Here is a 23217-nt window from a genome sequence, read left to right on the forward strand (position 1 = left end):
TGGATTTATTTTAGATGTTATTACTGAGCAATAAAGAAAGTATTGAAAGATGAAATTGAATACTACTCTAATAAAGACAACCCAGATTGGAGTAAGGAAAAGAATAATGGGTTTAGAAAAGGAATAAAGTATTTCTATGATTTAGTAATGAATATGGAGAAGACAGAGCAATATATACCAACTCAAATGATAAGTACGTCTTGTGTAGGAGTTGAGATATCTAATAGCCATGGCATTAGATATATTAATAGTGACCCACCTCAAGGAAGTAAACCACCTAAACCTACAAGACAGTATTAAAAGGTAGGTGATAAGTAATGCCCAATAGACCATTAAGACCATGTAGAAAGCTAGGATGTCCCAAGTTAACAAGAGACCTGACAGGATATTGTGATAACCATAGACATATCTATGAAGAAAAGAAGAAAGAAAGATGGAATGAATCAGATAAGAATAGAAAGAGTGCAAGTAAGCGAGGATACAATACAAGATGGAATAAGGCAAGGAAGACTTATTTAACCAATCATCCTTTATGTGTTGAGTGTATGAAGGAAGATAAGGTTACTCCTGCCACAGTGGTAGACCATATTAAACCACACAGAGGCGACATGAAGTTGTTCTGGGATGTCAGTAACTGGCAATCATTATGCAAGATACATCACGATAAGAAGACAGCAAGAGGAGAGTAACACTATTAAATAAATGATTGTTAAATTACAAAATAATAATTAGATAAAGTTAAAATAAAAAATAATATTTTAAAAAATAAAAAATCAATTTTGAAATATTAATATTAATTAGTATATGTTTCATGGATATTGGGTTATATGTTAGAATATAACATTGGAATATGGGTAGGGGGATAGAAAATCCTTGGGACCTTTTCACGTAAGACCGTATGGGGCTAGTTCTTCGTGAGAAATTCCCTTTATGAAATTTTTGGAGGTGTAGGTCATGGGTAGAAATGCAAAACCTATAGAATTATTACTGGCTCAAGGCAAGAAACACTTGACTAAAGCTGAGATTAAACAAAGAAAAGATTCAGAACTTAAACTTGGAAATCATAAATTAATATGCCCCAATTATATAAAAAATGATGTAAATGCATATAAAAAATGGAAGGAAATCACTAAAATATATAAGGAAGTTGACTTTGTTTCTAGCGGTGATACTGGTTTATTGGCTAGATATTGTATGACACATTCCGAATATATTAACTTACTGCAGAGGATGAAAAGAATCAGCTCTATAGTAGAGGAAGACAGTGACGGTGTAGAAGATTATATTGACAATTCAGAGGAATTTGATAGAAGAATAAAAAAACAATTAAAAGATATGGTTTCAGCAGAAGCGGTTTTAAGATTAGAAACAGCAATAAATAAAAAAATGGATATGCTCATAAAGATGGAGGATAGATTATTTCTTAATCCTTTGGCAAAAGTTAAAAATATACCTAAAAAGACATCTGAAAAGCCTAAGACTGAATTTGATAAAAGATTTGGTAATGTATGAGCCTAAGAGATGAATTAATACAATATAGTAATGACATAGTAGAAGGTAAAATAATAGCTTGTGTAAAACATAAGTGGGCATGTCAAAGATTTTTAAATGATTTAGAGAGAGAAAACACTAAAGAATTTCCTTATATCTTTAATGAAGATAGGGCTAATAGATTTTTAGAGTGGATGACCTTTTTTAAACATACTAAAGGACCACTACAAGGACAATTTATACAGCCCCATATTATCCAAAAGTTTGTTTTTGGCAATATATATGGATGGGTAAATGTAAAAACAGGATATAGAAGATTTAAAAAATCATACTGGCAAGTAGGAAGAAAAAATGCAAAGTCTCAAAGCGAGGCGTGCGTTGGTACCTATGAAACCTTTGCAGATGATGAAGGTGCTTCAGAGGTATACTGTGCTGCAACGAAAACTAAACAGGCTAAAGTGGTTTGGAATGAAGCAAGGCTACAAGTTAAAAAGTGTGAATTTTTAAAAGGTAAAAATAAAATAGCCAATGGTCAAATAACTCATCTTAAATCAGATTCATATATGACATATTTAAGTAAAGAAGATGGCAAAACAGGTGATGGATTTAACCCACAATGTGGAATAATAGACGAATACCACGCTCATCCAACTAGTGAAATGTACGATATAATAGTTTCTGGTATGGGTGCTAGAGTTCAACCATTAATGATGATTATTACTACTGCAGGATTTGAATTAAATCATCCTTGTTATAGAGTAGAGTATAAATACGTTAGCAATATATTAAATCCGGATAGCCCAATCGAGAACGATGAATATTTCGTAATGATAAATGAATTAGATAAAGATAAAGGCGGAAAATTAATTGATGATATAAAAGATGAAAAAGTGTGGCTAAAGGCAAATCCTATTGTAGCAGAAAATGAAACTGGTCTTAACTATTTAAGGGGTGAGTTAAAAACAGCCTTAGACGTTCCAGAAAAAATGAAAAACTTCCTTACGAAAAACATGGATGTTTGGATTGATAAAAGGGCAAGTGGATATATGGAGATGGATAAATGGAAAGCTTGTGGTGTAGGCAACTTTAATTATAATAATTTGTTGGATATGGAATGTATATCAGGAGTCGACTTATCAATTAAAAACGACTTAACGTCTACAGGTTTTGAATTTAAACTTGATAATGGAAAACATGCAGTATTAAGTCATAGTTTTTTGCCTAAAGAGCGTTTGCAAGAAAAAGTAATAAAAGATAAAATGCCATATGATGTATGGGCGGAGCAAGGCTGGATTACTTTAACACCTGGAAGTGTAGTTGATTATTCTTTTGTTAAAAAATATTATGAAGAAATGTACCAAAAATATAGATGGAGATACAGGGAAATAGTATATGATCCTTGGAACGCTACACAGTTTTCCATAATGATGGAGAATGATGGTTATACAATGGTTGAAATGAGGCAAGGTATAAGAAGCCTTGGGGAAGGTACTAAAAGCTTTAGAGATGAAGTATATGCAGGCAATATAATTCATGATAATAATCCTGTGTTAGAAATGGCACTAAGAAATGCAGTAACAAAAGAAGATGCGAACGAAAATATAATGCTTGATAAAGAAAAAAGTACTATGAGAATTGACCCTGCAGCAGCAATGATAAATGCACATTCCAGAATGATTATTATAAACCCAGACGAAGGCACATCTATATATGAGAAACGTGGTATGAGAAGTTTATTATAAGGAGGAATATTAGAATAATGAGTGATTTATTAAAAAGAAGAGGTATTTTCAAAGTAACTAGAGATCTTATTATAAATAATCCTGAGGCCATAAACGAACTATTAAAAGATGTTTTGGTAGTGGACGTAGACAATGATTTTATTACGGATACTTTAATTTACAAGGGATATTCTAAGCATTTTGATTTATTAAAAGATAATGAAATGCCACCCGGATATATTGCTCGTATTCATACTGATGATAAAAGTGAAATAGAAAATATAGCTTGGGAAAAAGTATAAAGAATTTTAGGGAAAAAGTTAAAGATAATTGGGCAAAGTCTTATAAACAAGGCTTTTTTATTTTACCTTGAAAGGTGGTGAGATATTGAATGTATTTCAAAAAACAGTTGCTAGAGTGATATTTGGGAAAACTTTTCAAGAGAAAATTTCAGATTTCTTGACAGGCAATGACTTAGATAATACAGCAGATAATTTTAACGTTGACCAGACTACGGCAATGAAATATAGTGCTGTATTTGGGTGCGTAAGAGTTTTAGCTGAGACTTTAGCAAATACACCTATTATGCTATATAGAAAAAAATCTGACGATGAAAGGGAAATAAGAAATGATTTAGCTATTTATGATATTTTGCATAATGCACCCAATGAAGAAATGGCACCATTTAATTTTAAAGAGTTTTGCATGACTTCTCTAAATCTTGGGGGTAATATAGTATGCCAAAGACTTGTAAATCAAAGAGGAGATTTAGTAGGGCTATATCCTTATAACTATAATCGAGTTTATATCCATAGAGATGATGCAACTAAAAAACTAATTTATAGGGTAGATCAACATGATTTTAGAAGAGAAGAAATATTTCATATACCAGGTATAAGTTTAGATGGTATAGTAGGACTTTCGCCAATTGAATATGCAGCAGCAGCTATAAGATTAGGACTATCATATGAACAATTTGGAGTAAATTTCTACAAAAATGGTGCTAACTCCACAGGAGCTTTTAAAAGTCCAGGAGTATTGCAAGAAGAAGCGTTCCAAAGGTTAAAAAAGGAGTTAAAAACTAATTATGCAGGGCTAAAAAATACAGGTACTCCAATGATACTTGAAGATGGTCTAGAATTTCAACCATTTCAGATTAAACCTGTTGATGCACAACTCTTAGAAAGCAAATATTTTCAAATTGAAGATATATGTCGTATTTATAGGGTGCCACAGCATCTTGTAAATAAATTAGATAGATCTACTAATAATAATATTGAACAGCAAAGTCTTGAATTTATAATGTATACTATGCTTCCATGGTTTAAACGCTGGGAAGACAATATGAATATGCAATTATTAACTCCAGAGGAAAGGATGGCAGGCTATTATGTTGAATTTAAGGCAGATGTCCTGCTGAGAGGCGATATAGCAAGTAGAGCGACATATTATGCACAAGGCAGACAATGGGGCTGGCTAAGTGTAAATGATATAAAAAGGCTTGAGAATATGCCCCCAATAGAAAACGGAAATATTTACCTACAACCTCTAAATATGGGCGAAGCTGGCAAAGTGCAGACACAAGATCAGTTAAAAGCTATGACAGAGGCTATTTATAATATGATTTCTAATAAAGATAAAACAGCTTAATTGAAAGGCGGTGAAAATGTGAAAGTATATGAATTTACCAGGAAAGATAAAACTGGCAAAATAAAGAATGTTGGTAAAATGCAAATAAAGAATCAAGATACTCCAAACCCTGAACTTTATTTCTACGGAGATATAGTTGGTTCTAGTTGGGATGCTTGGCAATCCGAAGACATGTGTCCTCAGGATGTGCAAGACTTTTTAAGCCAGCTTGAAGGAACTAAAAATCTTGACATATATATAAATAGCGGCGGTGGTGATGTATTTGGTGGGCTTGCTATTTATAATATGTTAAAAAGAAATACAGCCAATAAAACTGTTCATGTTGATGGTCTGGCTGCGAGTATAGCGAGTGTAATAGCATTGGCAGGTGACACAATAATAATTCCATCTACAGCACAATTTATGGTTCATAATCCATGGAGTATTTGTATAGGCAATGCAAATGATATGAGGAAGCTGGCTGACGATTTGGATACTTGCAATAAATCAATTCTAGCTGTCTATCAAGAAAATTTAAAAGATGGTGTAAATATTAATACAATTCAGGGACTTATGGACAATGAGACATGGATGACTGGAAAAGAAGCAGCACAATATTTCAATATTCAAGTTGAAGAAAATGCCAATGTTGCAGCTTGTACAAATAGTGAATTTTTCAGTAGGTATAAGAATGTGCCAGAGAATCTTATTAAACAAGAGCCAAAAGAGCCTGAACCACCTAAGGATATACAAAATGACGATAAAAACATACTGAAAAAATTAGATGATATTACTAGTAAGCTTGATGAAGTTGAAAATAGGTTAAAAGATCCACCAAAAGAGCCTGAACAACCTAAAAATGATAAGAAAATTGAACAGTTAAAAGCAAAATTAGCCTTAGAAATTGAAATCTAGGCCTATTTTTATGCAAAAAAATAGAAAATTGGAGGCAAAACATGGATAAATTAAAAGAATTACAGGATAAACTGACAAATTTACAGGCAGAATCTAAGGCTTTAATAGCAAAAGATGATGCTACAGCAGAGGATATTGACGCAAAATTGGATGAAATTAAGGCTACAAAAGCTAAAATCGAAGCCCAAGAACAGATAATTGAAGATGAAAAGGCACAAGCAAAAGCTCAAGTAGCAGCAAAAAAGCCTGCAAATGAGCCTGTATATGCTCAACCTATAGATCACGATGAGAAGAAGTGGAAAGGTGGTATGGGAGAATTTCTCCAGGCTGTTGCAGTAGCATCAAAGCCAGGTGGAAAATTCGATAATCGTCTAACTTTTCATAATTCAGCAAGTGGAGCAAATGAAGGAGTCGCAGCCGAAGGTGGATTTTTGCTTGAATCAGATTTTATAGCAGATTTGATGTCTACAATGGATGCTGAAACTCAGGTCGCAAATAGAATAAGGAAGATACCAATAGGTGCAAACACAAATAAATTAACTACACCGGCTGTGGATGAAACAAGCAGAGCAGATGGAAGCCGTTGGGGTGGTGTTCAAGCTTATTGGGCTGCCGAAGCTGGTACTGTTGCTAGTTCAAAGCCTAAATTTAGAGAATTTGAATTAAAACTTGAAAAATTAATAGCACTCTGTTACGCAACAGATGAATTATTAGCAGATTCAACAGCGTTGAACGCAATAATCAAACAAGCGTACGCAGAAGAAATGTCATTCAAAGTTGATGATGCAATTATAAATGGTGATGGTGTTGGGAAACCACTTGGTATACTAAATTCACCTGCTTTAGTAACCGTGCCAAAAGAAAGCAGCCAAACTGCAGGAACTATTGTGCCAGCGAACATAAATAAAATGTGGTTAAGGATGCCGGCAAGGTTAAGAAAAAATGCAGTTTGGTATATGAACCAAGAAGTAGATACTCAGCTAACTGAAATGGCTCTTAATGTAGGTACTGGTGGTACAATTCATCCGTTAGCACTTGAATATCAACAAAAAGGCACCTTAAAAGGTGCGCCAGTTATTTCTATAGAGCAATGTGCTGCTTTAGGCACAAAGGGAGATTTTATCCTTACAGATCCTACCCAATACGTAGGAATTGACAAGAGCGCACCGTCTGCAGATGTATCTATACATGTAAGATTTTTATACGATGAACAATTATTTAGATTTATTTACAGATTCAATGGAGCACCATACAGGAACAAGCCTATAACTCCATATAAGGGCAATTTTGAATTAAGCCCATTCGTTACATTGGCAAATAGATAAGGAGGAATTTAAATGTTTGAAACAGAGGAATATAGAAATAGAGTGCTTTTAGCACCACAAGGAACAGCAGCAGGAGCAGGAGGATATTTAGCACCAACTCCTGGTACTCAATATCTAACGGTTAGAGCAATTGTAAATATGGGAAATGTGGCAGATTTACCATTAAGCCTTAAATATTCAGATGATGCAATAGGAACAAATGCGGCAGACTTTGAAGACGTGCCTATATATATAAATGGAGTAAGACAAACATCAAATGGGCATGAGCATACAGTATCGGATGATAGTGGGGTTTTTATAGTTGATTTTTCTGTTTTACCAGGCCAAATTCCACAAGGTAAAACTCTAGGATTAGCGTATGGCACAAGCAATTTAGCAAATTTTATAGCTGCAGAGTTAATTGAAGATACAACTTATGAACCGGTTGAGGCATAATTAAGGCGGAATAACCGCCTTTTTAAGGTTGTGATTTTGTGAATAAAGAATATAATTTAACATTAATTACACCACCAGTAATTGAACCTTTATCACTTGATGAAGTAAAAAATTATTTAAGAACTGATGATATAGCAGATACACAGGAAGATGCTTATATTAGTTCACTTATTACTGTTGCCAGAGAATGGTGTGAAGACTATCAACACAGAGCTTATATAACACAAACATGGGAGTTAGCTTTACAGGAATTCCCTTTTGATAATACCGATACTCTTAATGACAATGAAGAAAGTGACATAATCGAAATACCAAAAGGCAATTTGCAATCTATTAATAGCATCACTTATAAAGATCTATACGGTAATGTAAAATCATTGGCGGAAAACACAGATTATATAGTGAGCACAAGAGGAATTATAGGAAAGATATGTCCACCATATGCGTGCGTATTTCCTACTGTTCCATTGTGGCCATTAGACCCCATAGTAATTAATTTTACTTGTGGCTATGGTGATGATAGCTCAAAAATTCCTAAAAGGATTAAGCAAGCCATGTTGTTATTAATAAGCCACTGGTATGACACAAGAGCAGTAATAACCGATTTAAGAAGTGTGGATGTAACAAAAGAAATAGGATTTACAGTTAGTGCTTTATTAAGTGTAGATAAAATTTATAAATTATAGTATTTAGCAAATAAGGCTACCACAATTCCAAAGGTACAATTACATGTCTGAATGTTTAATATGTTGTCAAAAGCTAAATTTGGCGGGAACAAAAATGTACCAATATAAAAGATGGTGATATTTTGAACGCAGGGCAATTTAATAAAAAAATAGAAGTTTGGGGAAAAATCCCATTTCAGAATGAAGTACATGCTAAAAGTTTTAAAAATAGTAAGATAAAAACAATATGGGCAAGTATAGTACCACAAACGGGTAGCCTGGCTAAGCAAAAAAATGCAGATACTTTACTTGCCAATGTAACTCACAAAATAATTATCAGATATAATTCAGGGAAAAATATAGTAGATGATATGTGGCTTATGTATTTTACAAATGATACTGATAGAGAGGCATATTTAAATGATCAAACTTTAAAAGTTGGACACAGGTTTGATATATCCTATATTCTTGACCCGTTTTATAAACATGAGACTTTAGAAATTTATTGTGTTGAAAGCTTAGAATAATATAGAGGCGGTGATTGTATGGCCGAAACCGGCTTTAGCGGGCTAGAAGAATTAGATAGTTTTGTAAAAGATATGTTATCTTTGGCAAATGAAGAACTTCCAAGAGAATCTAAAACTTTCTTAAAGAAAAATGCCAATCAACTAACAACAGCAACTAGAAACAAAGCTAAGGAACTTGGCATAATGGAAAAGACAGGGAACTATTATAAAGGCTTTAAATCTGGTAAAGTCTATACTTATCATGGGCAGTTATCTTGTAGAGCTTATAATTCATCTCCACATGCTCATTTATTGGAATATGGTCATAAAATAAAAAATGAAAAAGGTGGAAAATATCTCACTGCAAAATATGGTAAAGATAAAAACGGTAAAGACATAGAAAGCGATTTTGTACCAGGTTTCCATCCATTTTTAAGAGCATATGAGGATTTTATGAGTAAATATTACAACAATTGTGAATCCTTTGTTGACGATATGATAAATAAACATGGTCTGTAGGTGATATTATGATTGGAATAAAAGATATAATAACGGCTATAAATGATTTACTAGCTCAAAACTTTACAGATGTTACTATACAGAGTACAGATATAACAGAGGGGTATACTAGACCTTGCTTCTACGTAGAATTGGATAAAAATAGTGCAAGTAAAATAAATACTAAACTAAGAGATAAATCTATAAGTATTAGAATTTATTATTTCCCAAAAGATAGATATAACAATGAAGTTGAAAATTTAAATATACAAGATCAATTAGAAAACATATTTTTAGAAGGATTATGGGTTAATCCTTCTTTTTTTATGCCTACTTTTCAGCAAGATGGCCAGGACAGCGGACTTGATTTTGTAATCGTAGATGGTGTGTTACAATTGCAATTTTACTTATATGCAGTACAGGCAATTGAGGATACTGATACCTCAGAACCTTTGGAAAACTTAAATGTAAACACTGATGTTAAAACAAATTGATAGAAAGGAATGATGAACTTGGCTATAAATTTACCTGTTATTAATATTACATTTAAACAGTTAGTTGCTTCTTTTATACAAAGAAGTGAACGTGGCAATGTAATATTGATTGTAAAAGATGATACTGATAAAACATTTACTACCAAGGTGTATGAACAGCAACCGGATTTAGACGCAGATAAGACATTATATACAGCTGATAATTATACTTATATAAGTGATTGTTTTTTAGGAAAGCCCAATAAGGTTACCGTAGTTAGAATAGATGCTACGGGTGGTTTATTTACAGATGCTTTGAATATTATAAAAGGCTTAGAGATAGGATGGATAGGAACTATAGAAGAAACTTCAACACAAGCAGATCAAGACGCTTTGGTTACATTCGTGAAAGCGCAGAGAGCCAATAAGAAAAACTTTAAATGTGCCGTATTTAGCCCTACAACACCACCAAATGATAAAGGGATTGTTGTGTTGGGAAATACTAATGTAACCTTCAAAGATAACCGAGTGACACAAACAGGAGATAAGGCAATTCCAACTCTTATAGGATATCTGGCAGGAGCAAATGTAATGAAAGGTACTACTTATATACTTTTAAGTAATCTTACTAGCGTTACGGAACCCGTAGACGTAAATACTGCCATAAATGCCGGACAATTGATACTTATTAATGATGATGCAGAAGTTAAGATAGGCGTTGGTATAAACAGCTTGACAGATGCACCGGAAGGAGAACCTATTGGTACTGAAAATGACGAATCATACATCGAGATAGTGGAAGCAGAGGATATGATACAAGATGATATAGGAAAAGCTTTTAAAGCTGGATATATAGGCGTACTTAAAAATAATTTAGATAACCAAATGCTATTTATAAATGAAGTAAATCAGTATTTTGGCGGACTTGAAACTATAAACGTATTAGACAATCAATATAATAATGTATCTGATATAGACGTTGACGCTCAAAGGGCTGTTTTGGTTGCTAATAATATACCTGGTGCGAGTGCAATGACAGATGCTCAAGTAAAACAATATACCTACAAAAGAGATATGTACTTAAAAGCTGATATAAAAATACTCTTTGCAATAGCAAACTTAAATTTTGGTATTACTATGCACAATTAAATAGGTTAAATATAAGGACAATTTTCGGATTGTTCTTTTTTTATACCCAATTTTAGAATAAGGAAGTGATTATTTTGGATATATCAAATAAAGTTCTTTCTGGAACAGAAGCAGATCTTTGGATCAATGGAGATGAAATAGAAGAAAGAAATAAAGTGGAAATAAAAGTAGAAGGTGTGTATGACGCTATAGAACTTGCAGGGGATTACGCAACTCACAACAGATATATGGGCTGGAAGGGTACTGGCACACTTACGTTGTTTAAAATGCACTCCAGAGCCTTAAATCTTATAGGTGGAGCCTTTAAAACAGGTGTGTTTCCCGATATTGACATAATAGGCTCTATGACTAATAAACAGACAGGGGAAACTGAACGTCTTGCAATACACGGTGTTCAAATTACTGAATTTGATTTTCAATATGAAACGAAAAAATCGACGCAGGAAGCAATCCCGTTTACTTTTACAGATTACGACGTATTGGAAGCAATATCTTAATTAGGAGGAATGAAAAAATGGCAGAGAATAAACAGGTTAAAAAGTTAACATTAGAAGATCTTATAAGCGCAAAGATAGAGAAGGATAAAGCAAAAGAAAAAACAGTAGAAGTAAATGTAAAAAGCTTGGGTGGATTAGTAACTTTCGTTACGCCGCCAGTAAAGTTTACAAAAAAGGTATTTAATAAGATTCAGGGCAAAAATGAAGAAGAAGCTTTAAAGGCACAAGATAGTTATATATATAATTGTTGCCCTATAGTAAAATCTAATTATAAAAAATTAATGGATGCATATGAAGTAAAGGGCGAGCCGACTGGTTTAGTAGATAAACTATTTGATGCACCAGAACAGGATACAATTATTTCTAAACTTATGAAATTGGCAGGATATGATGTTGAGAAGGCACAGGAAGAAATAAAAAACTCATAGAGGAGGACGACTGGATTAATACAGTCGCCTTCTATATTAATAAGGGTGTGGATATTGATAAACTTGTAAACGCTACTGAATATGAAAAGATATTTTATATAGAAGCTAGAAACGCCTATTACAAGGAAAGAAATGAGTTCTATAATGCTTTATTTGGTGATGGAAAATAGGAGGATAAGATATGGATATAAATTTTCCGATTTTAGAAATTAAAGACGGGAATGTATACTTAGATGGTAATGAAATAAGAAATATAATAGAATTTAATCTCGACAATGGAGTAAAAAAAGTACCGATACTTAGTTTAAAAATAGCTGTTGATTCTAAAGTGAATCCGCAGAAGAAGGTAATTAAAATGGATAAAAGTCTTACCGAGAAAGAAAACATAGATTTGTTTTGCATAGCATGGCATTTAACCAACTACTGGGAAGATGATAAGGTGAATCGAAAGGCAGATGCTACAAAAGCTTGTAACACCTGCAAATACAATGAGAAATGCAGCAATGACCCTAATATGTCATTCTATGAACATTTTAAAACATTAGAAAGTTTAACTGGAATAAGGTTATCTGCTGCTATAGGCGACAGAGAATATACTGTAAGAAGAGCCTTATTCAATAGACTCTCCAATGGGGCTACAGAACTTGAGGAGCCTTCTCAAAAATCGGGCAGATTTGCATATCACAGCCATTAAATTTCATTTATAAAGGAAGTGTAAATAATGGATAAAGAGCAACTCATACCCAAATTACCATCAAGCACATTTGAAAAATTATATAGTCTTAAAGCCAAACAAGAGCTTATAAATGAAGGGGCTATAACATGGTTACCACTAAATGGCGGTTTAATTAAAATGCAATTTGATGTTACTAACATACCTTTTAAGAACATTGACGATGCGGTCAATATATTAACCAGTATGTTTCATAATTTATTGGTCGATGGATTTATTAATAAAATTTGTTAATTCAAATTTCCTAGATATCCTATTAATGATGTACCAATTAGCTGAATTATGCCCCAATGTTTTGTAATAACATCATCGAATTTGCTAAGAACTCCTTTATGGATAGGTTTGTTATTCTCAGTTAAATCTTTAATACAGTTAATAAGTTCTATTAATTGTTGTTTATCACTTAAATTGATATTGTTTTGTTCTTGAATCAATTTTGAAATTTCATCAAAGGACATCCCGTTATTAATAGTTGCGTTATTGCTATTGCCTATTATAGAATTTTGAGGGTTCTTAACATTATAGATAGTTTGATTTTGGATAAAGCCTTTTTGATTATTATTGCATTTTAAAGACAATTGTGAATTAATAAAGTCAATTAATATACTAAAAACTTTATTTTTGCCTATTTCAAATAAATCATTATAATCATTAACTGCTGAATCAGAAAATTTACTAGCATAAGAACATATATCTAAATAACTTGTTTTATGGTTTAAAACAATGTCATATGAAATTTTAAGAAATTGGTCTGTTCCTGCCGGTTTTATATTTGACTCTTTAAAAAAATATGCGTTGCCGTCAAAATCCATTTTTGATATAGGTTCAAGGATGTCTATTAATATTTTTTCAGATGTACAAAGATGCCTAAAATTATATAGATCTATATTAAAGGTTTCCTCTGTAGATTCCAGCAATTTATTTGAAAGGAATTCAAATCGGTTTTTAACATCAGATAAAGCATCTGGATCTTTATTAAAATTTTCTATAAAATTTAAGCCTTCTTCAGACAATCTTGGGATGCCTGTTCGGCTTAACATGGGTATGTTATCTGCTGAAAATGTTAAAGAAACCCCTAATAAATATTTTTTATCAATGCATAATTTTAAAGCATCAAGGATGTCTTGATTGTCTTTTTCTGGTATAATATCGTAAAATTGTTCGCCCTTTTGAATCCTCAGTAGAAAATCAAACATTAAAGATTTAAGCTCTTTTGAGCTCTTAATCATATATATCATCTCCTTTCAGATGATAATTCTATGTTCAAACGCAATGCCCCTCTTTTTAGTGGAAAGTTTTTCCCTCTTTTGGTATTATATAAGTATTAGAAGGGGGAATAAGCTATGTTTGGGAAGAAGAAGAAAGACGAAATACCTGAGAATGTTCTTGAAGCTGCTAATTTAAAAAATGAAGATATAGAATTATGGGTGAAGGGTGCTGAAAAAGAATGGTTGATATGTACCGATAACCAGGTATATATAGTTAAAAAGGGATTTATGACTGGACATACATTTGGATTTGGGGTATTTCAAATGCCATATAAGAATATTACTGGTGCTAATGTTAATTATCACCTAGCAACTGGGTATTTTGAAATAAGTGCGGGAGGTATGCAAAATACCCAAAAAGATTATTGGTCACATGATAAAAATTCTGATCCACATCAAGCACAGAATTGCATTAGCGTAGCAGGAAAAGAAATGGCAAATAAATTTAGGGAGGCTAGTTCTTATATATTAAATAAAGCACATGAATTTAATTCTAATAATAGTCCTACAAATAATATTGTAGATATTCCTGAGCAAATTAAAAAATTAGCAGATCTAAAAACACAAGGGATATTGACAGAAGAAGAATTCAATAAAAAGAAAAGTGAACTATTAGCAAAAATGTAATTGAGATTATTTAAATAAGCAAATAGAAAAATTTTTAGAGCTTATAGCTTTATGCTATGGGCTTTTTCTTTTGCAAAAAAAATAATTGGAAGTGATAAAATGGCGAAACAAATATCAACAGTTTTGAATTTGGTAAACCATTGGAGCAATCCAATGGAGGCATGTGCAAGAAGCACATTAGGGTTCTCAAAAATAACAGAAAAAGCTACAGCAATAACGAAGGCGTTAGATAAAGATGGAACCAGAGCTGTTAGAAATTATGCTGATCAAATGTCGCATCTCCATAACCAGGTAAAAACTTTTGGCTCTGGTATAACTGGGACATTTAAAAATATGGCAAGTAGTGCTATAAGTTTTGGGTTAGGATTAGCTGGCGGGTTAAGTTTAAAGACAATGGTTGCAAATGCTCAAGCAGCTCAGAAAGCTACAGCTCAAATGAGTGCAGTTTTAAAATCTACGGGTGGAGCAGCTGGATTAACGCAAAAGCAATTACTAGATTTAGCAGCAGCACAAAGTAGAGTAACAACATATTCTAAAGGTACAGTAATTGGAGCGGAAAATTTATTACTTACATTTACTAAAATAGGGAAACAAACTTTTCCAGATACAATAAGGGCTGCTGAAAACATGAGTACTAAAATGGGAACAAATCTCAATTCTAATGTGATGCAGTTAGGTAAAGCTTTGAATTCCCCTGCTGATGGTCTTTCAAAATTGACCCGTGCAGGTGTAACATTCTCAGATAGTCAGAAAAAAATGATAAAATCAATGCAAACCGCAGGTAATACTGTGGGCGCACAGAAACTTATGTTGCAAGAATTAAATAAAGAATTCGGCGGGAGTGCAGAAGCCGCGGCAAAAACAATTCCCGGGCAATTAGCAATAATAAAAAATACGTTTTCTGGATTAGGTTCAGTGATAATGACTACAACAATACCGTATTTTTACAAATTAACTAGTTGGCTTGGTGAAGAAATACCAAAGGGAGTATCTGTTGCCCAGAAATATTTACCCAGCATATCAAAAACATTAGCAAATATAGTTAAACAATCTTCACCTATAGTAGGGGGGATTATTAAAGACATTGGAAGCATTGCTAGCCAATTAATACCTAAATTTGGGACTTCTACACAAGGATTAGGTAAAACAATAACAACTCTTGTAACAGGGCCGTTATATGGTTTGAGAGATATATTGGATTATTTAAAGAATCATATTGGATTAGTTAGAATAGCACTTATCACATTAATAGGCACCTTTGCAACTTTTAAAGTAGTAGGTGCCATAAATTCTATGTCTAAATTAGTTAGATCTTTTATGGATGCAAGACGAGCAATTAGTATCGCTCAAAAAGCAATAGGTGGATTAAAATTTAATCCTGCAAATTTTCAAGCTATGGCAATAGTTGGTGGTATAGCACTAATAGCAGGGGCAGCATATTTAATAATTAAGAATTGGATACCTATAAAACAGTTTTTTAGCAATACATTTACCTCTATAAAAAATACAATAAACAGTGCTTATAATACAATAAATTCTAAAATTAATGACTTCCTTGGTGTATTGAAAAATCATCAAGCAGCTATAAGAAATACAGCTATTATATTGGGGACTATCTTCGGGCCAGCATTAATTAAAAGTGGAACTCAAGCAGCTATAGCGGGAGGTAAAATTGCAGGTTCATTTATTGCCAATACTATAAAGGCAGGCACACAGGCAGCTATAGCTGGCGGAAAGGTTGCGATTAGCTTCACAGGAAATTTAATAAAAAGTGGTGTTCAAGCAGTAATAGCAGCTGGGAAAATTACAGGAAGTTTTATAGCTAGTATGGCAAAAGCAGGATTGCAGGCTGGAATAACTGGGGCAAAAATAATGGGCAGCTTGGTAAAATCTATAGTTAGTTATGCAGCGGCCGGTTGGAGAGCAGTTGGCTCAATTGCTGCCTTTACGGGCGGGATAGTTAAACAAGGTGCGATTGCAGCAATTAACGCAGCACGAATTGTAATACTTAAGACTGCAACATTGGCAGTTTCAGCGGCTCAAAAGATAGCAACAGGGACACAAGCGGCACTAAATTTTGTTATGAATATGAATCCCTTGGTAAGGATAGTAACTATAATATTTAGTTTAGTTGGTGCATTAGTAGTCTTATATAATAAAAATGTATGGTTTAGAGAAAAGGTTAATGCTGTATTTACATGGTTTTCTACTTTACCTACTAAGTTTAAAACTTGGGCACATGATATGGTGCAGGGATTTGTCCAAGGTATAGAGGATAAAATAGAAGGAATAAAAAAAGGGGCACAGCATATAGCAGATACAATTCATAAAATATTGCATTTTAGTAAACCAGACGAAGGGCCACTGACAACATATGGACAATGGATGCCTGATTTTGTAAATGGCATGAGTACTGGAATAGTAAATACCACTCCTAATATATTAAAATCTACAACAGGCATGACTACAGGAATGGCAAATACAGTACAATCCTACGTGAATACATGCAGACCTACAGGAATGAATGTAGTAAGCGAACTTGCGGCAGGTATAGGAAATAGTGAAGCACAGAGTAATATATTGTCTGTAGTAAAAACTTTAACAGCAAAAATTATAGATGCCTTTAAAACTGGGTTCGGAATACACTCTCCTTCGAGGGTGTTTTTTAAGTTAGGGAATTATATAGTACAAGGATTTGTGAATGGATTGAACAGTAAAGACATGGGAGGATTTATAAAGAATTGGATTGGAAGTATGACTTCCAGTGCTGGTTCTGCATCCGGCAATGTTGCAAATTGGTTGACAGCGGCTATGGCCATTACAGGAACGCCTATGAGCTTCTTACCCATGCTTGAGAATATAGCAATGAATGAATCAGGTGGTAACCCTACAGCCATAAACCTTTGGGACAGTAACGCAAAGGCAGGGCACCCAAGCAAGGGCTTAATGCAGATGATAGACAGCAGTTTTAATAGATATGCAATTCAGGGATTAGGTAATATATATAACCCTATTGCAAATGCAGCAGCATCTATACGATATATGATAGGTACTTATGGAAGTATATCGAATGTACCTGGAATAGTATCTCAACTTAGAGGTGGTGGGTATAAAGGATATGCACTTGGAACTAGTAGTGCCAGCCCTGGAGTTGCACAAGTGGCTGAAAATGGTATGGAATTAATTGTAGGAAGACAATTTAGGAGATTCCAGGGTGGAGAAAAAGTTTTAAATAATACACAAACTAAAGCTATATTAGGCGACAATGGTAATCCCCAAATCTCTGTTTTCGTTACAGTACAAGGTAATATGATTGGAAATAAAGAATATGCAGAAGAAATGGGAGAATATATAGGCAATAAGGTGCTTATAGAATTAAATAACATGTAAAAGGGGTGGCTAATAACTGCCTTTTTATTTTGAGGTGATTTTATGGATATTTATTTCAGTGACCTGGATAGAACACAAGTATATCAATTACCTATATTGCCTACTGATATGCCGGAACTTTCTAAAAGTACTAAGAATGAAGAATTCGAAAGCTATCAAGACGGAGTATATAACGTTATAGGCAATGTGGAGCTTACGACTTTTCCTATAGATTGTTGGCTTCCTGAATATGCAGGAAAATATAATTGGGCAAAGAGCCAAATAAATCCGTATCTTTTAATTAATTTATGGAACAATGCAATGATTACTAAAAAACCATTAAAGTGTGTTATGTCCAGAGGGCAGAATAAAAATAATATAAGTTCTGAAATATTAAACTGGTCTGTAACTATAGAAGATATGAATTGGTATCCAGAAAAAAATGGAGATATAAAATATAAAATTGATTGCAAAGAATATAGGAGCCCTTTAATTCTTACAAGTTCACAATTAAGTACTCTATCTTCTGCGGTAAATTCAGTTTCTGAAACTATAAGTAAATTAAATTTAAAATTATTTGGTAATAGTCTATAGGAGGTGATGGAAGTGTGGGCACTTTATACAGATTATATGATAGGCTATAAAAATGATGGCAGTTTTAACAATATAATGCCTTATGCCAATAATCTACAATGGACAGACGATAAGGATACTTTGGCTGTGACACTTACCTTCGATTCTATATTGGATTTGGCAGAAGGAAGGAGCCACGTAATATTAAAGAAAGATAATAAAATAGTCTTTTATGGGGTTATGACACAAAAAGTAAATAAAGATAAATCTAGCAGTTATACAGTACAGGATTACGCCTTTTATCTAAACAAAAATGAGGATATATTTCAATGCAACGGAATAAATGCCAAGGAAGCAATATATCAACTTTTAGCAAAATATTATATAGGCGGAGCAGTTATACCTTTAAACACTAAAATAACGAAATTTTATAAGGGTAAAACTATAGCAGATATAATAAAGGACATTATTTCTCAATGCTCCTCTGAAATCAATGAAGATGTAATAATGGAGATGAGAAGTACGGTCCTATGGATTGATAAAGTAAGTAATTTAAAATTGGATTGCCAATATATTTTAGCCAACGATTTTCAAATCACAAGAAGCATGGAAGACATGGTAAACAGTGTTATTGTATCAAGCAATACTGAGAGTGACGCAAGTATTTTAGCTCAAGCTTCAGATGAAAACAACATACAAATTTTCGGACGTATGACAAAAGTTCTGACAGTAGACGGGCAAAATGAATCTCAAGCACAAAATACGGCGCAGAATTACTTAAATAATTTTAATTCTACCAAGAGAGAACTAACAGTTACATTGTTGGACGTGGCAGGGTGTGAAGATATAAGAGCAAATAGAAAAATAAATATTCAAATACCTAAGTATGGGATGGATGGATATTATGGAGTTAAATCAGCACAACATACTTTGGCAAATAGCATCCATAAAATAGCTGTAACTATAGATTTTAGCAATGCTAATTTTGTAGATAGCTCTACTACGGGAAGTGATTAAATGAGCAGATGGCATACTAAGATAGCTGCAGAATTAAAGAAAAGAGATAATCAGGATTATATTGGTGCAATAATAGGTACGGTAGTACAAGAAAGCCCTTTAATCATAAGTATTTATAATGGCCAAGGGGTTTTTTTAGGTGACAAATTATATGTATGTAAAAATTGCACTGAATATACAATGCAAGTAACTACATCGCAAGGCAATGGTACAGCCAAACATGAAGGATTGAAAGAGGGAGATAAAGTGGCTTGCATAGCTACAGAAGATAACCAAAAATTATTTGTTATAGATAAGTTATAGGGGTGATTATATGACTAATATATTCCCATTAATACCAGGGTTACAGGAACAACTTGACAATATAAGTAATACATCTACTGCAATACAAAAGCTTGGTAAAACTTTTAAGTTTGATTTTAATACCAATACATTTGTATTACAGGATGGGAAGTTAGTAGAATTGTCTACCGTAGAAGCTGTAGAACAATGGATTTCTCTAATATTAAGAACATATAAGGATAAATACAACGTATATAAAGGCACTGACTTTTATTGTAATATAGAGGATTTAGCAGGTGGGAAAAAGGATAATTTTTCGATAAGTGAGATAGATGGGGAAATAAGTGAGGCACTATTAAAACATAGATATATAACGGATGTTAGTAATTTTAGCGTATCTTATGATAGAAGAACTATAAATATAAATTTTGATGTTACTTTATTAGATGGTACTACCTTAAGTGAAAACACTAGCTTATAAAGAAGGTGAAAAAATGTATGAAGATCAAACAGTTGATGTTATTTTGAACAGGCTATTGGCAAACATAGGGGATCAATATGAAAAAACGCCAGGGAACTTAGCTTATGATTTATGCAGATCTGTTGCTATAGAAGAAAATATATTATATCAAATACTAGATAAGATAATTGATATGGTCAATGTTGATAATTTAACGGGTGAACAATTAGAACAATATGTATATCAAAGAAAAGGTCTAACACGAAAACCTGGAGGATATTCTTCAACTGCATTGGATGTGCAAGGTAATACAACTATAAATACAGGGGACTTATTTTCTATATCAAGCAATATACAATTCAGCGCTACAGAAAGTGCAACTATAAATGGGACAGGACAAATCCATGTACAATGTACGCAAATAGGTGCTATAGGGAATGTACCTGCGAATTCCATTACCCAAATGCCGGTTACAATAGCAGGCATAGTTTCCGTAACTAATGTGAGTATAGTAAATAACGGGTATGACGAGGAAAGCGATGATAACTTAAGGAATAGATATTATCAAGCATTGCAAGAACCTGCTACAAGTGGAAATAGAGATCATTATAAAGAATGGGCTGAACAATATGTAGGCGTAGGAAAAGCAATGATATTTTCTTTATGGAACGGGGATAACACTGTAAAAGTTATTATTATAGACAGTAATAAACAATTGCCAGCTCAAAATTTAGTTGATGCAGTACAAGAATATATAGACCCAAAAGGAACGCAAGATAGTAACGGGAATTGGAGTACTTGGGGCATGGGATATGGTCAAGCACCTATAGGCGCATATTGTACTGTTGCAAGCCCTACAGCAAAAACTATAGATATATCTGTATCTATAAGTAAAGATAGTAATTATACAGATGATGAAGTAAAGCAAAATATAACAGATTATATAACAGGTTACTTACAAAGCATAGCATTAGATGAAATAAATAATTATGTATCTTATGCCAAAATAGGTAACCTTATTTTAAATGCAAATGGTGTATTGGATTATAATTCTCTTATTATAAATGGTGGCAATTCTAATATCCCTCTAAATTTAACCAATGCCAATTGTGAAATACCAGTGCTGGGGGCGGTGACAATTACAGATGTTTAAAGATGATTTAATAAATAATCTGCATAAACTATATAGACAAGATCCATATATAAACCAAATATTTAACTCTGCCGGTTTAGATTTAGACAATTTAGCAACTAATGTACAAGATGCATTGAATCAATATGATTTTAGTACAATGACATGGGGCATACCAATATTAGAAAATACATTAAATTTTAAAACTAATTCCAATAGCCCTATAGAAGATAAAAGAAGCCAGCTTCAAGCCAAGTGGAGAAGCAATGGTAAATCTGATATTTATTTATTGCAGGCTGTAGCTAATTCATGGAAAAATGGAGATTGTACAGTAACTTTTGTAAATGGGAAAATACAAGTACAATTTACAGGTGAATATGGTACTCCAACGGATTTAGATAGTCTTAAAAAAGCATTGGAGAATGTTAAGCCTGAACATTTAGCAATAGTTTATAGCTTTAGATATTTAACTATAGGAGAAGTACAAAATATGACTTTAGCGCAAATGGAACAAACTCCACTTAGTAAATTTGCATTTTAAGGAAGGTGATTAAATGGCTAAAAATACAGAACATCTCGGACTTTATGAAAAAGAGAGCACAGATGGTAATGATACATTTAATGTACAGGCAATGATGAATGACAACTGGGATAAGATAGATCAATTTGCTAAAAATACAGATGATAAAATATTAAATTTAGGAGCAACATCAAATTCAGGAAATGCATATTCAGTATCTGCTCCGTCAAGTTTCATATTACAGGATGGGCAATTATTGCTAGTAAAATTTAATGCAGATAGCACTGGGGCTATAAGCTTAAATGTAGGCGGTACTGGTGCAAAATCAGTAAAAGATTATTTTAAAAATCCTGTAACAAATGTATCTGCTGATTTACCAGCTATATTATCGTATGAATCATCTTCAGATTCTTTTATCTTATCGGGTAAAGGGGGTGATGGTACAGCAGTAAGCAATGACATACGTCTGGGTAAAACTGCTACAACTAAGAATGGATTAGTAACAGGGACATTAGATTTGTCAAATGTAACTTCTGATAATTTAAGATCAGGAGTAGTAATTGATGGTGTTACAGGTAAATCTAGTGTAATAGATACAGCAGATGGAACAGCAACAGCGCCACAGATAAGGCAAGGGCAGACAGCTTATGTAAACGGAGCAAAAGTAACAGGTACTAATCCAGTACAGGCTACAGGAGCACAAACTATTACACCTGGAACTTCCGATGTTGTGAAACCAGCAGGTATATATGATGGAGACATTACCATAAAAGGTGATATTAATTTAGTTGCAAGCAATGTTATATCTGGTAAATCCATATTTGGAGTGGCAGGAATTGTAGAAGAAAAACAAGAATTTAGCGATTATTTAAAAAACTATAATGCGAGTAATTTACAACCTATAGGATATTTTGAAAACGAAGGTATGTGGGCAAGTAAAACAGACACAGCAACCTCCGCAAATAATATAGCTATACTTTATAATAATATAGGAAATATTGTAAAACAAGTAATTAATCCAGATAGCACAGGTTGTTATTTACCCATACAAGTTTCAAAAAATTATATTTTATGGCTAGGACATGGTTCATTTTCTCAGCATATTCAAATAACTGATAAAAATGGTACTATAATAAAAAATATTACTTTAACAAATAGCCCATATAGTTGTGGATTTAAAGAGGTAAGTGGTGGTTTAAGAATATATTGTGAAAGTGCTAATAGTTTTACTATTTATGATATGAATGGAAATCAAATTGGATATTTTACTGCTACACATGGTATAAATTACTGTACTGCTTATATTCCAACTAAAAATGGAATGATTTTTAGTGGTGGTGCAACAGGTTCGCCATATACATCTTATGTATTATATATAAATGATAGTGATAATACTTTCAAAGATATATTCTATTCAGCAAGTGCAATAATATCATGTATGTTTATGTTTAGTAATTCATTACAATTATAATGGAATTATACAGAATAAAAATAAAATAAGGGG

Annotated in this window: 29 protein-coding genes; 28 read left to right on the forward strand and 1 reads right to left on the reverse strand. The window is 33.0% G+C overall.

Annotated elements, in window-relative coordinates; all coding sequences use genetic code 11:
• Nucleotides 1-42 precede the first annotated feature (42 nt).
• The 19 genes from AB8U03_RS15645 to AB8U03_RS15735 all read left to right on the forward strand — a co-directional run bounded on the left by AB8U03_RS15645 (nucleotide 43) and on the right by AB8U03_RS15735 (nucleotide 12699).
• Nucleotides 43-300 carry a hypothetical protein gene (locus AB8U03_RS15645; protein WP_369705490.1) on the forward strand — a complete coding sequence of 86 codons (258 nt, stop codon included), beginning with the start codon at nucleotides 43-45 and terminating at the stop codon, nucleotides 298-300.
• Between the two features lie 17 nt (nucleotides 301-317).
• Nucleotides 318-689 (forward strand): HNH endonuclease signature motif containing protein, encoded by a 372-nt coding sequence (locus tag AB8U03_RS15650; RefSeq protein ID WP_369705491.1) that lies wholly within the window; start codon nucleotides 318-320, stop codon nucleotides 687-689.
• A 265-nt stretch (nucleotides 690-954) separates the two neighbouring features.
• The gene (locus AB8U03_RS15655) at nucleotides 955-1512 is read left to right on the forward strand and encodes a P27 family phage terminase small subunit (protein ID WP_369705492.1); all 558 of its coding nucleotides are present in this window, start codon (nucleotides 955-957) and stop codon (nucleotides 1510-1512) included.
• Nucleotides 1509-3233, forward strand: coding sequence for a terminase large subunit (locus AB8U03_RS15660; RefSeq protein ID WP_369705493.1), 1725 nt, complete (start codon nucleotides 1509-1511; stop codon nucleotides 3231-3233). The genes AB8U03_RS15655 and AB8U03_RS15660 overlap by 4 nt, the downstream gene beginning before the upstream one ends.
• 17 nt (nucleotides 3234-3250) lie before the next feature.
• Complete coding sequence (locus AB8U03_RS15665) at nucleotides 3251-3514, forward strand: hypothetical protein (RefSeq protein ID WP_369705494.1); 264 nt, start codon at nucleotides 3251-3253, stop codon at nucleotides 3512-3514.
• A gap of 85 nt (nucleotides 3515-3599) precedes the next feature.
• The gene (locus AB8U03_RS15670; RefSeq protein ID WP_369705495.1) at nucleotides 3600-4862 is read left to right on the forward strand and encodes a phage portal protein; all 1263 of its coding nucleotides are present in this window, start codon (nucleotides 3600-3602) and stop codon (nucleotides 4860-4862) included.
• Nucleotides 4863-4880: 18 nt separating this feature from the next.
• Nucleotides 4881-5756, forward strand: coding sequence for a head maturation protease, ClpP-related (locus AB8U03_RS15675; RefSeq protein ID WP_369705496.1), 876 nt, complete (start codon nucleotides 4881-4883; stop codon nucleotides 5754-5756).
• 41 nt (nucleotides 5757-5797) lie between these two features.
• Entirely contained in the window at nucleotides 5798-7081 is a 1284-nt protein-coding gene (locus AB8U03_RS15680; protein ID WP_369705497.1) for a phage major capsid protein, read from the forward strand.
• A 12-nt stretch (nucleotides 7082-7093) separates the two neighbouring features.
• A complete protein-coding gene (locus AB8U03_RS15685) occupies nucleotides 7094-7516 on the forward strand; it encodes a hypothetical protein (RefSeq protein WP_369705498.1) in 423 nt (140 codons plus the stop codon).
• A 38-nt stretch (nucleotides 7517-7554) separates the two neighbouring features.
• Nucleotides 7555-8202 (forward strand): head-tail connector protein, encoded by a 648-nt coding sequence (locus AB8U03_RS15690; RefSeq protein ID WP_369705499.1) that lies wholly within the window; start codon nucleotides 7555-7557, stop codon nucleotides 8200-8202.
• 122 nt (nucleotides 8203-8324) lie between these two features.
• Nucleotides 8325-8708, forward strand: a complete 384-nt coding sequence (locus AB8U03_RS15695; protein ID WP_369705500.1) for a head-tail adaptor protein — start codon at nucleotides 8325-8327, stop codon at nucleotides 8706-8708.
• A gap of 18 nt (nucleotides 8709-8726) precedes the next feature.
• Nucleotides 8727-9206, forward strand: a complete 480-nt coding sequence (locus tag AB8U03_RS15700; protein ID WP_369705501.1) for an HK97 gp10 family phage protein — start codon at nucleotides 8727-8729, stop codon at nucleotides 9204-9206.
• Nucleotides 9207-9214: 8 nt separating this feature from the next.
• The gene (locus AB8U03_RS15705) at nucleotides 9215-9679 is read left to right on the forward strand and encodes a phage tail terminator family protein (RefSeq protein ID WP_369705502.1); all 465 of its coding nucleotides are present in this window, start codon (nucleotides 9215-9217) and stop codon (nucleotides 9677-9679) included.
• Nucleotides 9680-9688: 9 nt separating this feature from the next.
• Nucleotides 9689-10807: a phage tail sheath C-terminal domain-containing protein gene (locus AB8U03_RS15710; RefSeq protein ID WP_369705503.1), complete on the forward strand. Its 1119-nt coding sequence runs from the start codon at nucleotides 9689-9691 to the stop codon at nucleotides 10805-10807.
• Between the two features lie 74 nt (nucleotides 10808-10881).
• Nucleotides 10882-11304 carry a phage tail tube protein gene (locus tag AB8U03_RS15715; protein WP_369705504.1) on the forward strand — a complete coding sequence of 141 codons (423 nt, stop codon included), beginning with the start codon at nucleotides 10882-10884 and terminating at the stop codon, nucleotides 11302-11304.
• A gap of 17 nt (nucleotides 11305-11321) precedes the next feature.
• Nucleotides 11322-11732 carry a hypothetical protein gene (locus tag AB8U03_RS15720; RefSeq protein WP_369705505.1) on the forward strand — a complete coding sequence of 137 codons (411 nt, stop codon included), beginning with the start codon at nucleotides 11322-11324 and terminating at the stop codon, nucleotides 11730-11732.
• A gap of 47 nt (nucleotides 11733-11779) precedes the next feature.
• On the forward strand, nucleotides 11780-11902 hold the full coding sequence (locus AB8U03_RS15725) for a hypothetical protein (RefSeq protein WP_369705506.1): 123 nt from the start codon (nucleotides 11780-11782) through the stop codon (nucleotides 11900-11902).
• Nucleotides 11903-11913: 11 nt separating this feature from the next.
• On the forward strand, nucleotides 11914-12426 hold the full coding sequence (locus AB8U03_RS15730; protein ID WP_369705507.1) for a hypothetical protein: 513 nt from the start codon (nucleotides 11914-11916) through the stop codon (nucleotides 12424-12426).
• 27 nt (nucleotides 12427-12453) lie between these two features.
• Nucleotides 12454-12699, forward strand: coding sequence for a hypothetical protein (locus tag AB8U03_RS15735; RefSeq protein WP_369705508.1), 246 nt, complete (start codon nucleotides 12454-12456; stop codon nucleotides 12697-12699).
• On the opposite strand, the gene AB8U03_RS15740 is transcribed toward AB8U03_RS15735, so the two are convergent.
• Nucleotides 12696-13694 (reverse strand): hypothetical protein, encoded by a 999-nt coding sequence (locus AB8U03_RS15740; RefSeq protein WP_369705509.1) that lies wholly within the window; start codon nucleotides 13692-13694, stop codon nucleotides 12696-12698. The genes AB8U03_RS15735 and AB8U03_RS15740 overlap by 4 nt on opposite strands.
• A gap of 114 nt (nucleotides 13695-13808) precedes the next feature.
• Here AB8U03_RS15740 and AB8U03_RS15745 point away from each other — a divergent pair, with 114 nt between their 5' ends.
• Genes AB8U03_RS15745 through AB8U03_RS15785 form a run of 9 tightly spaced genes read left to right on the forward strand, consistent with a single transcriptional unit; the run spans nucleotide 13809 to nucleotide 23184 of the window.
• Nucleotides 13809-14360: an SHOCT domain-containing protein gene (locus tag AB8U03_RS15745; RefSeq protein ID WP_369705510.1), complete on the forward strand. Its 552-nt coding sequence runs from the start codon at nucleotides 13809-13811 to the stop codon at nucleotides 14358-14360.
• Between the two features lie 51 nt (nucleotides 14361-14411).
• Nucleotides 14412-17750: a phage tail length tape measure family protein gene (locus AB8U03_RS15750; RefSeq protein ID WP_369705511.1), complete on the forward strand. Its 3339-nt coding sequence runs from the start codon at nucleotides 14412-14414 to the stop codon at nucleotides 17748-17750.
• Nucleotides 17751-17792: 42 nt separating this feature from the next.
• Nucleotides 17793-18323 carry a hypothetical protein gene (locus tag AB8U03_RS15755; protein ID WP_369705512.1) on the forward strand — a complete coding sequence of 177 codons (531 nt, stop codon included), beginning with the start codon at nucleotides 17793-17795 and terminating at the stop codon, nucleotides 18321-18323.
• A gap of 12 nt (nucleotides 18324-18335) precedes the next feature.
• Nucleotides 18336-19319: an XkdQ/YqbQ family protein gene (locus AB8U03_RS15760; protein WP_369705513.1), complete on the forward strand. Its 984-nt coding sequence runs from the start codon at nucleotides 18336-18338 to the stop codon at nucleotides 19317-19319.
• Nucleotides 19320-19622 carry a DUF2577 family protein gene (locus AB8U03_RS15765; RefSeq protein ID WP_369705514.1) on the forward strand — a complete coding sequence of 101 codons (303 nt, stop codon included), beginning with the start codon at nucleotides 19320-19322 and terminating at the stop codon, nucleotides 19620-19622.
• A gap of 10 nt (nucleotides 19623-19632) precedes the next feature.
• Complete coding sequence (locus AB8U03_RS15770) at nucleotides 19633-20082, forward strand: DUF2634 domain-containing protein (RefSeq protein ID WP_369705515.1); 450 nt, start codon at nucleotides 19633-19635, stop codon at nucleotides 20080-20082.
• A 13-nt stretch (nucleotides 20083-20095) separates the two neighbouring features.
• Nucleotides 20096-21214 carry a baseplate J/gp47 family protein gene (locus AB8U03_RS15775; RefSeq protein ID WP_369705516.1) on the forward strand — a complete coding sequence of 373 codons (1119 nt, stop codon included), beginning with the start codon at nucleotides 20096-20098 and terminating at the stop codon, nucleotides 21212-21214.
• Nucleotides 21207-21734: a putative phage tail protein gene (locus tag AB8U03_RS15780; RefSeq protein WP_369705517.1), complete on the forward strand. Its 528-nt coding sequence runs from the start codon at nucleotides 21207-21209 to the stop codon at nucleotides 21732-21734. The genes AB8U03_RS15775 and AB8U03_RS15780 overlap by 8 nt, the downstream gene beginning before the upstream one ends.
• A gap of 13 nt (nucleotides 21735-21747) precedes the next feature.
• The gene (locus AB8U03_RS15785) at nucleotides 21748-23184 is read left to right on the forward strand and encodes a hypothetical protein (protein WP_369705518.1); all 1437 of its coding nucleotides are present in this window, start codon (nucleotides 21748-21750) and stop codon (nucleotides 23182-23184) included.
• Nucleotides 23185-23217: the final 33 nt, after the last annotated feature.

The sequence above is a fragment of the Clostridium moutaii genome, assembly GCF_041205085.1.
GTDB lineage: Bacteria > Bacillota > Clostridia > Clostridiales > Clostridiaceae > Clostridium_B > Clostridium_B moutaii.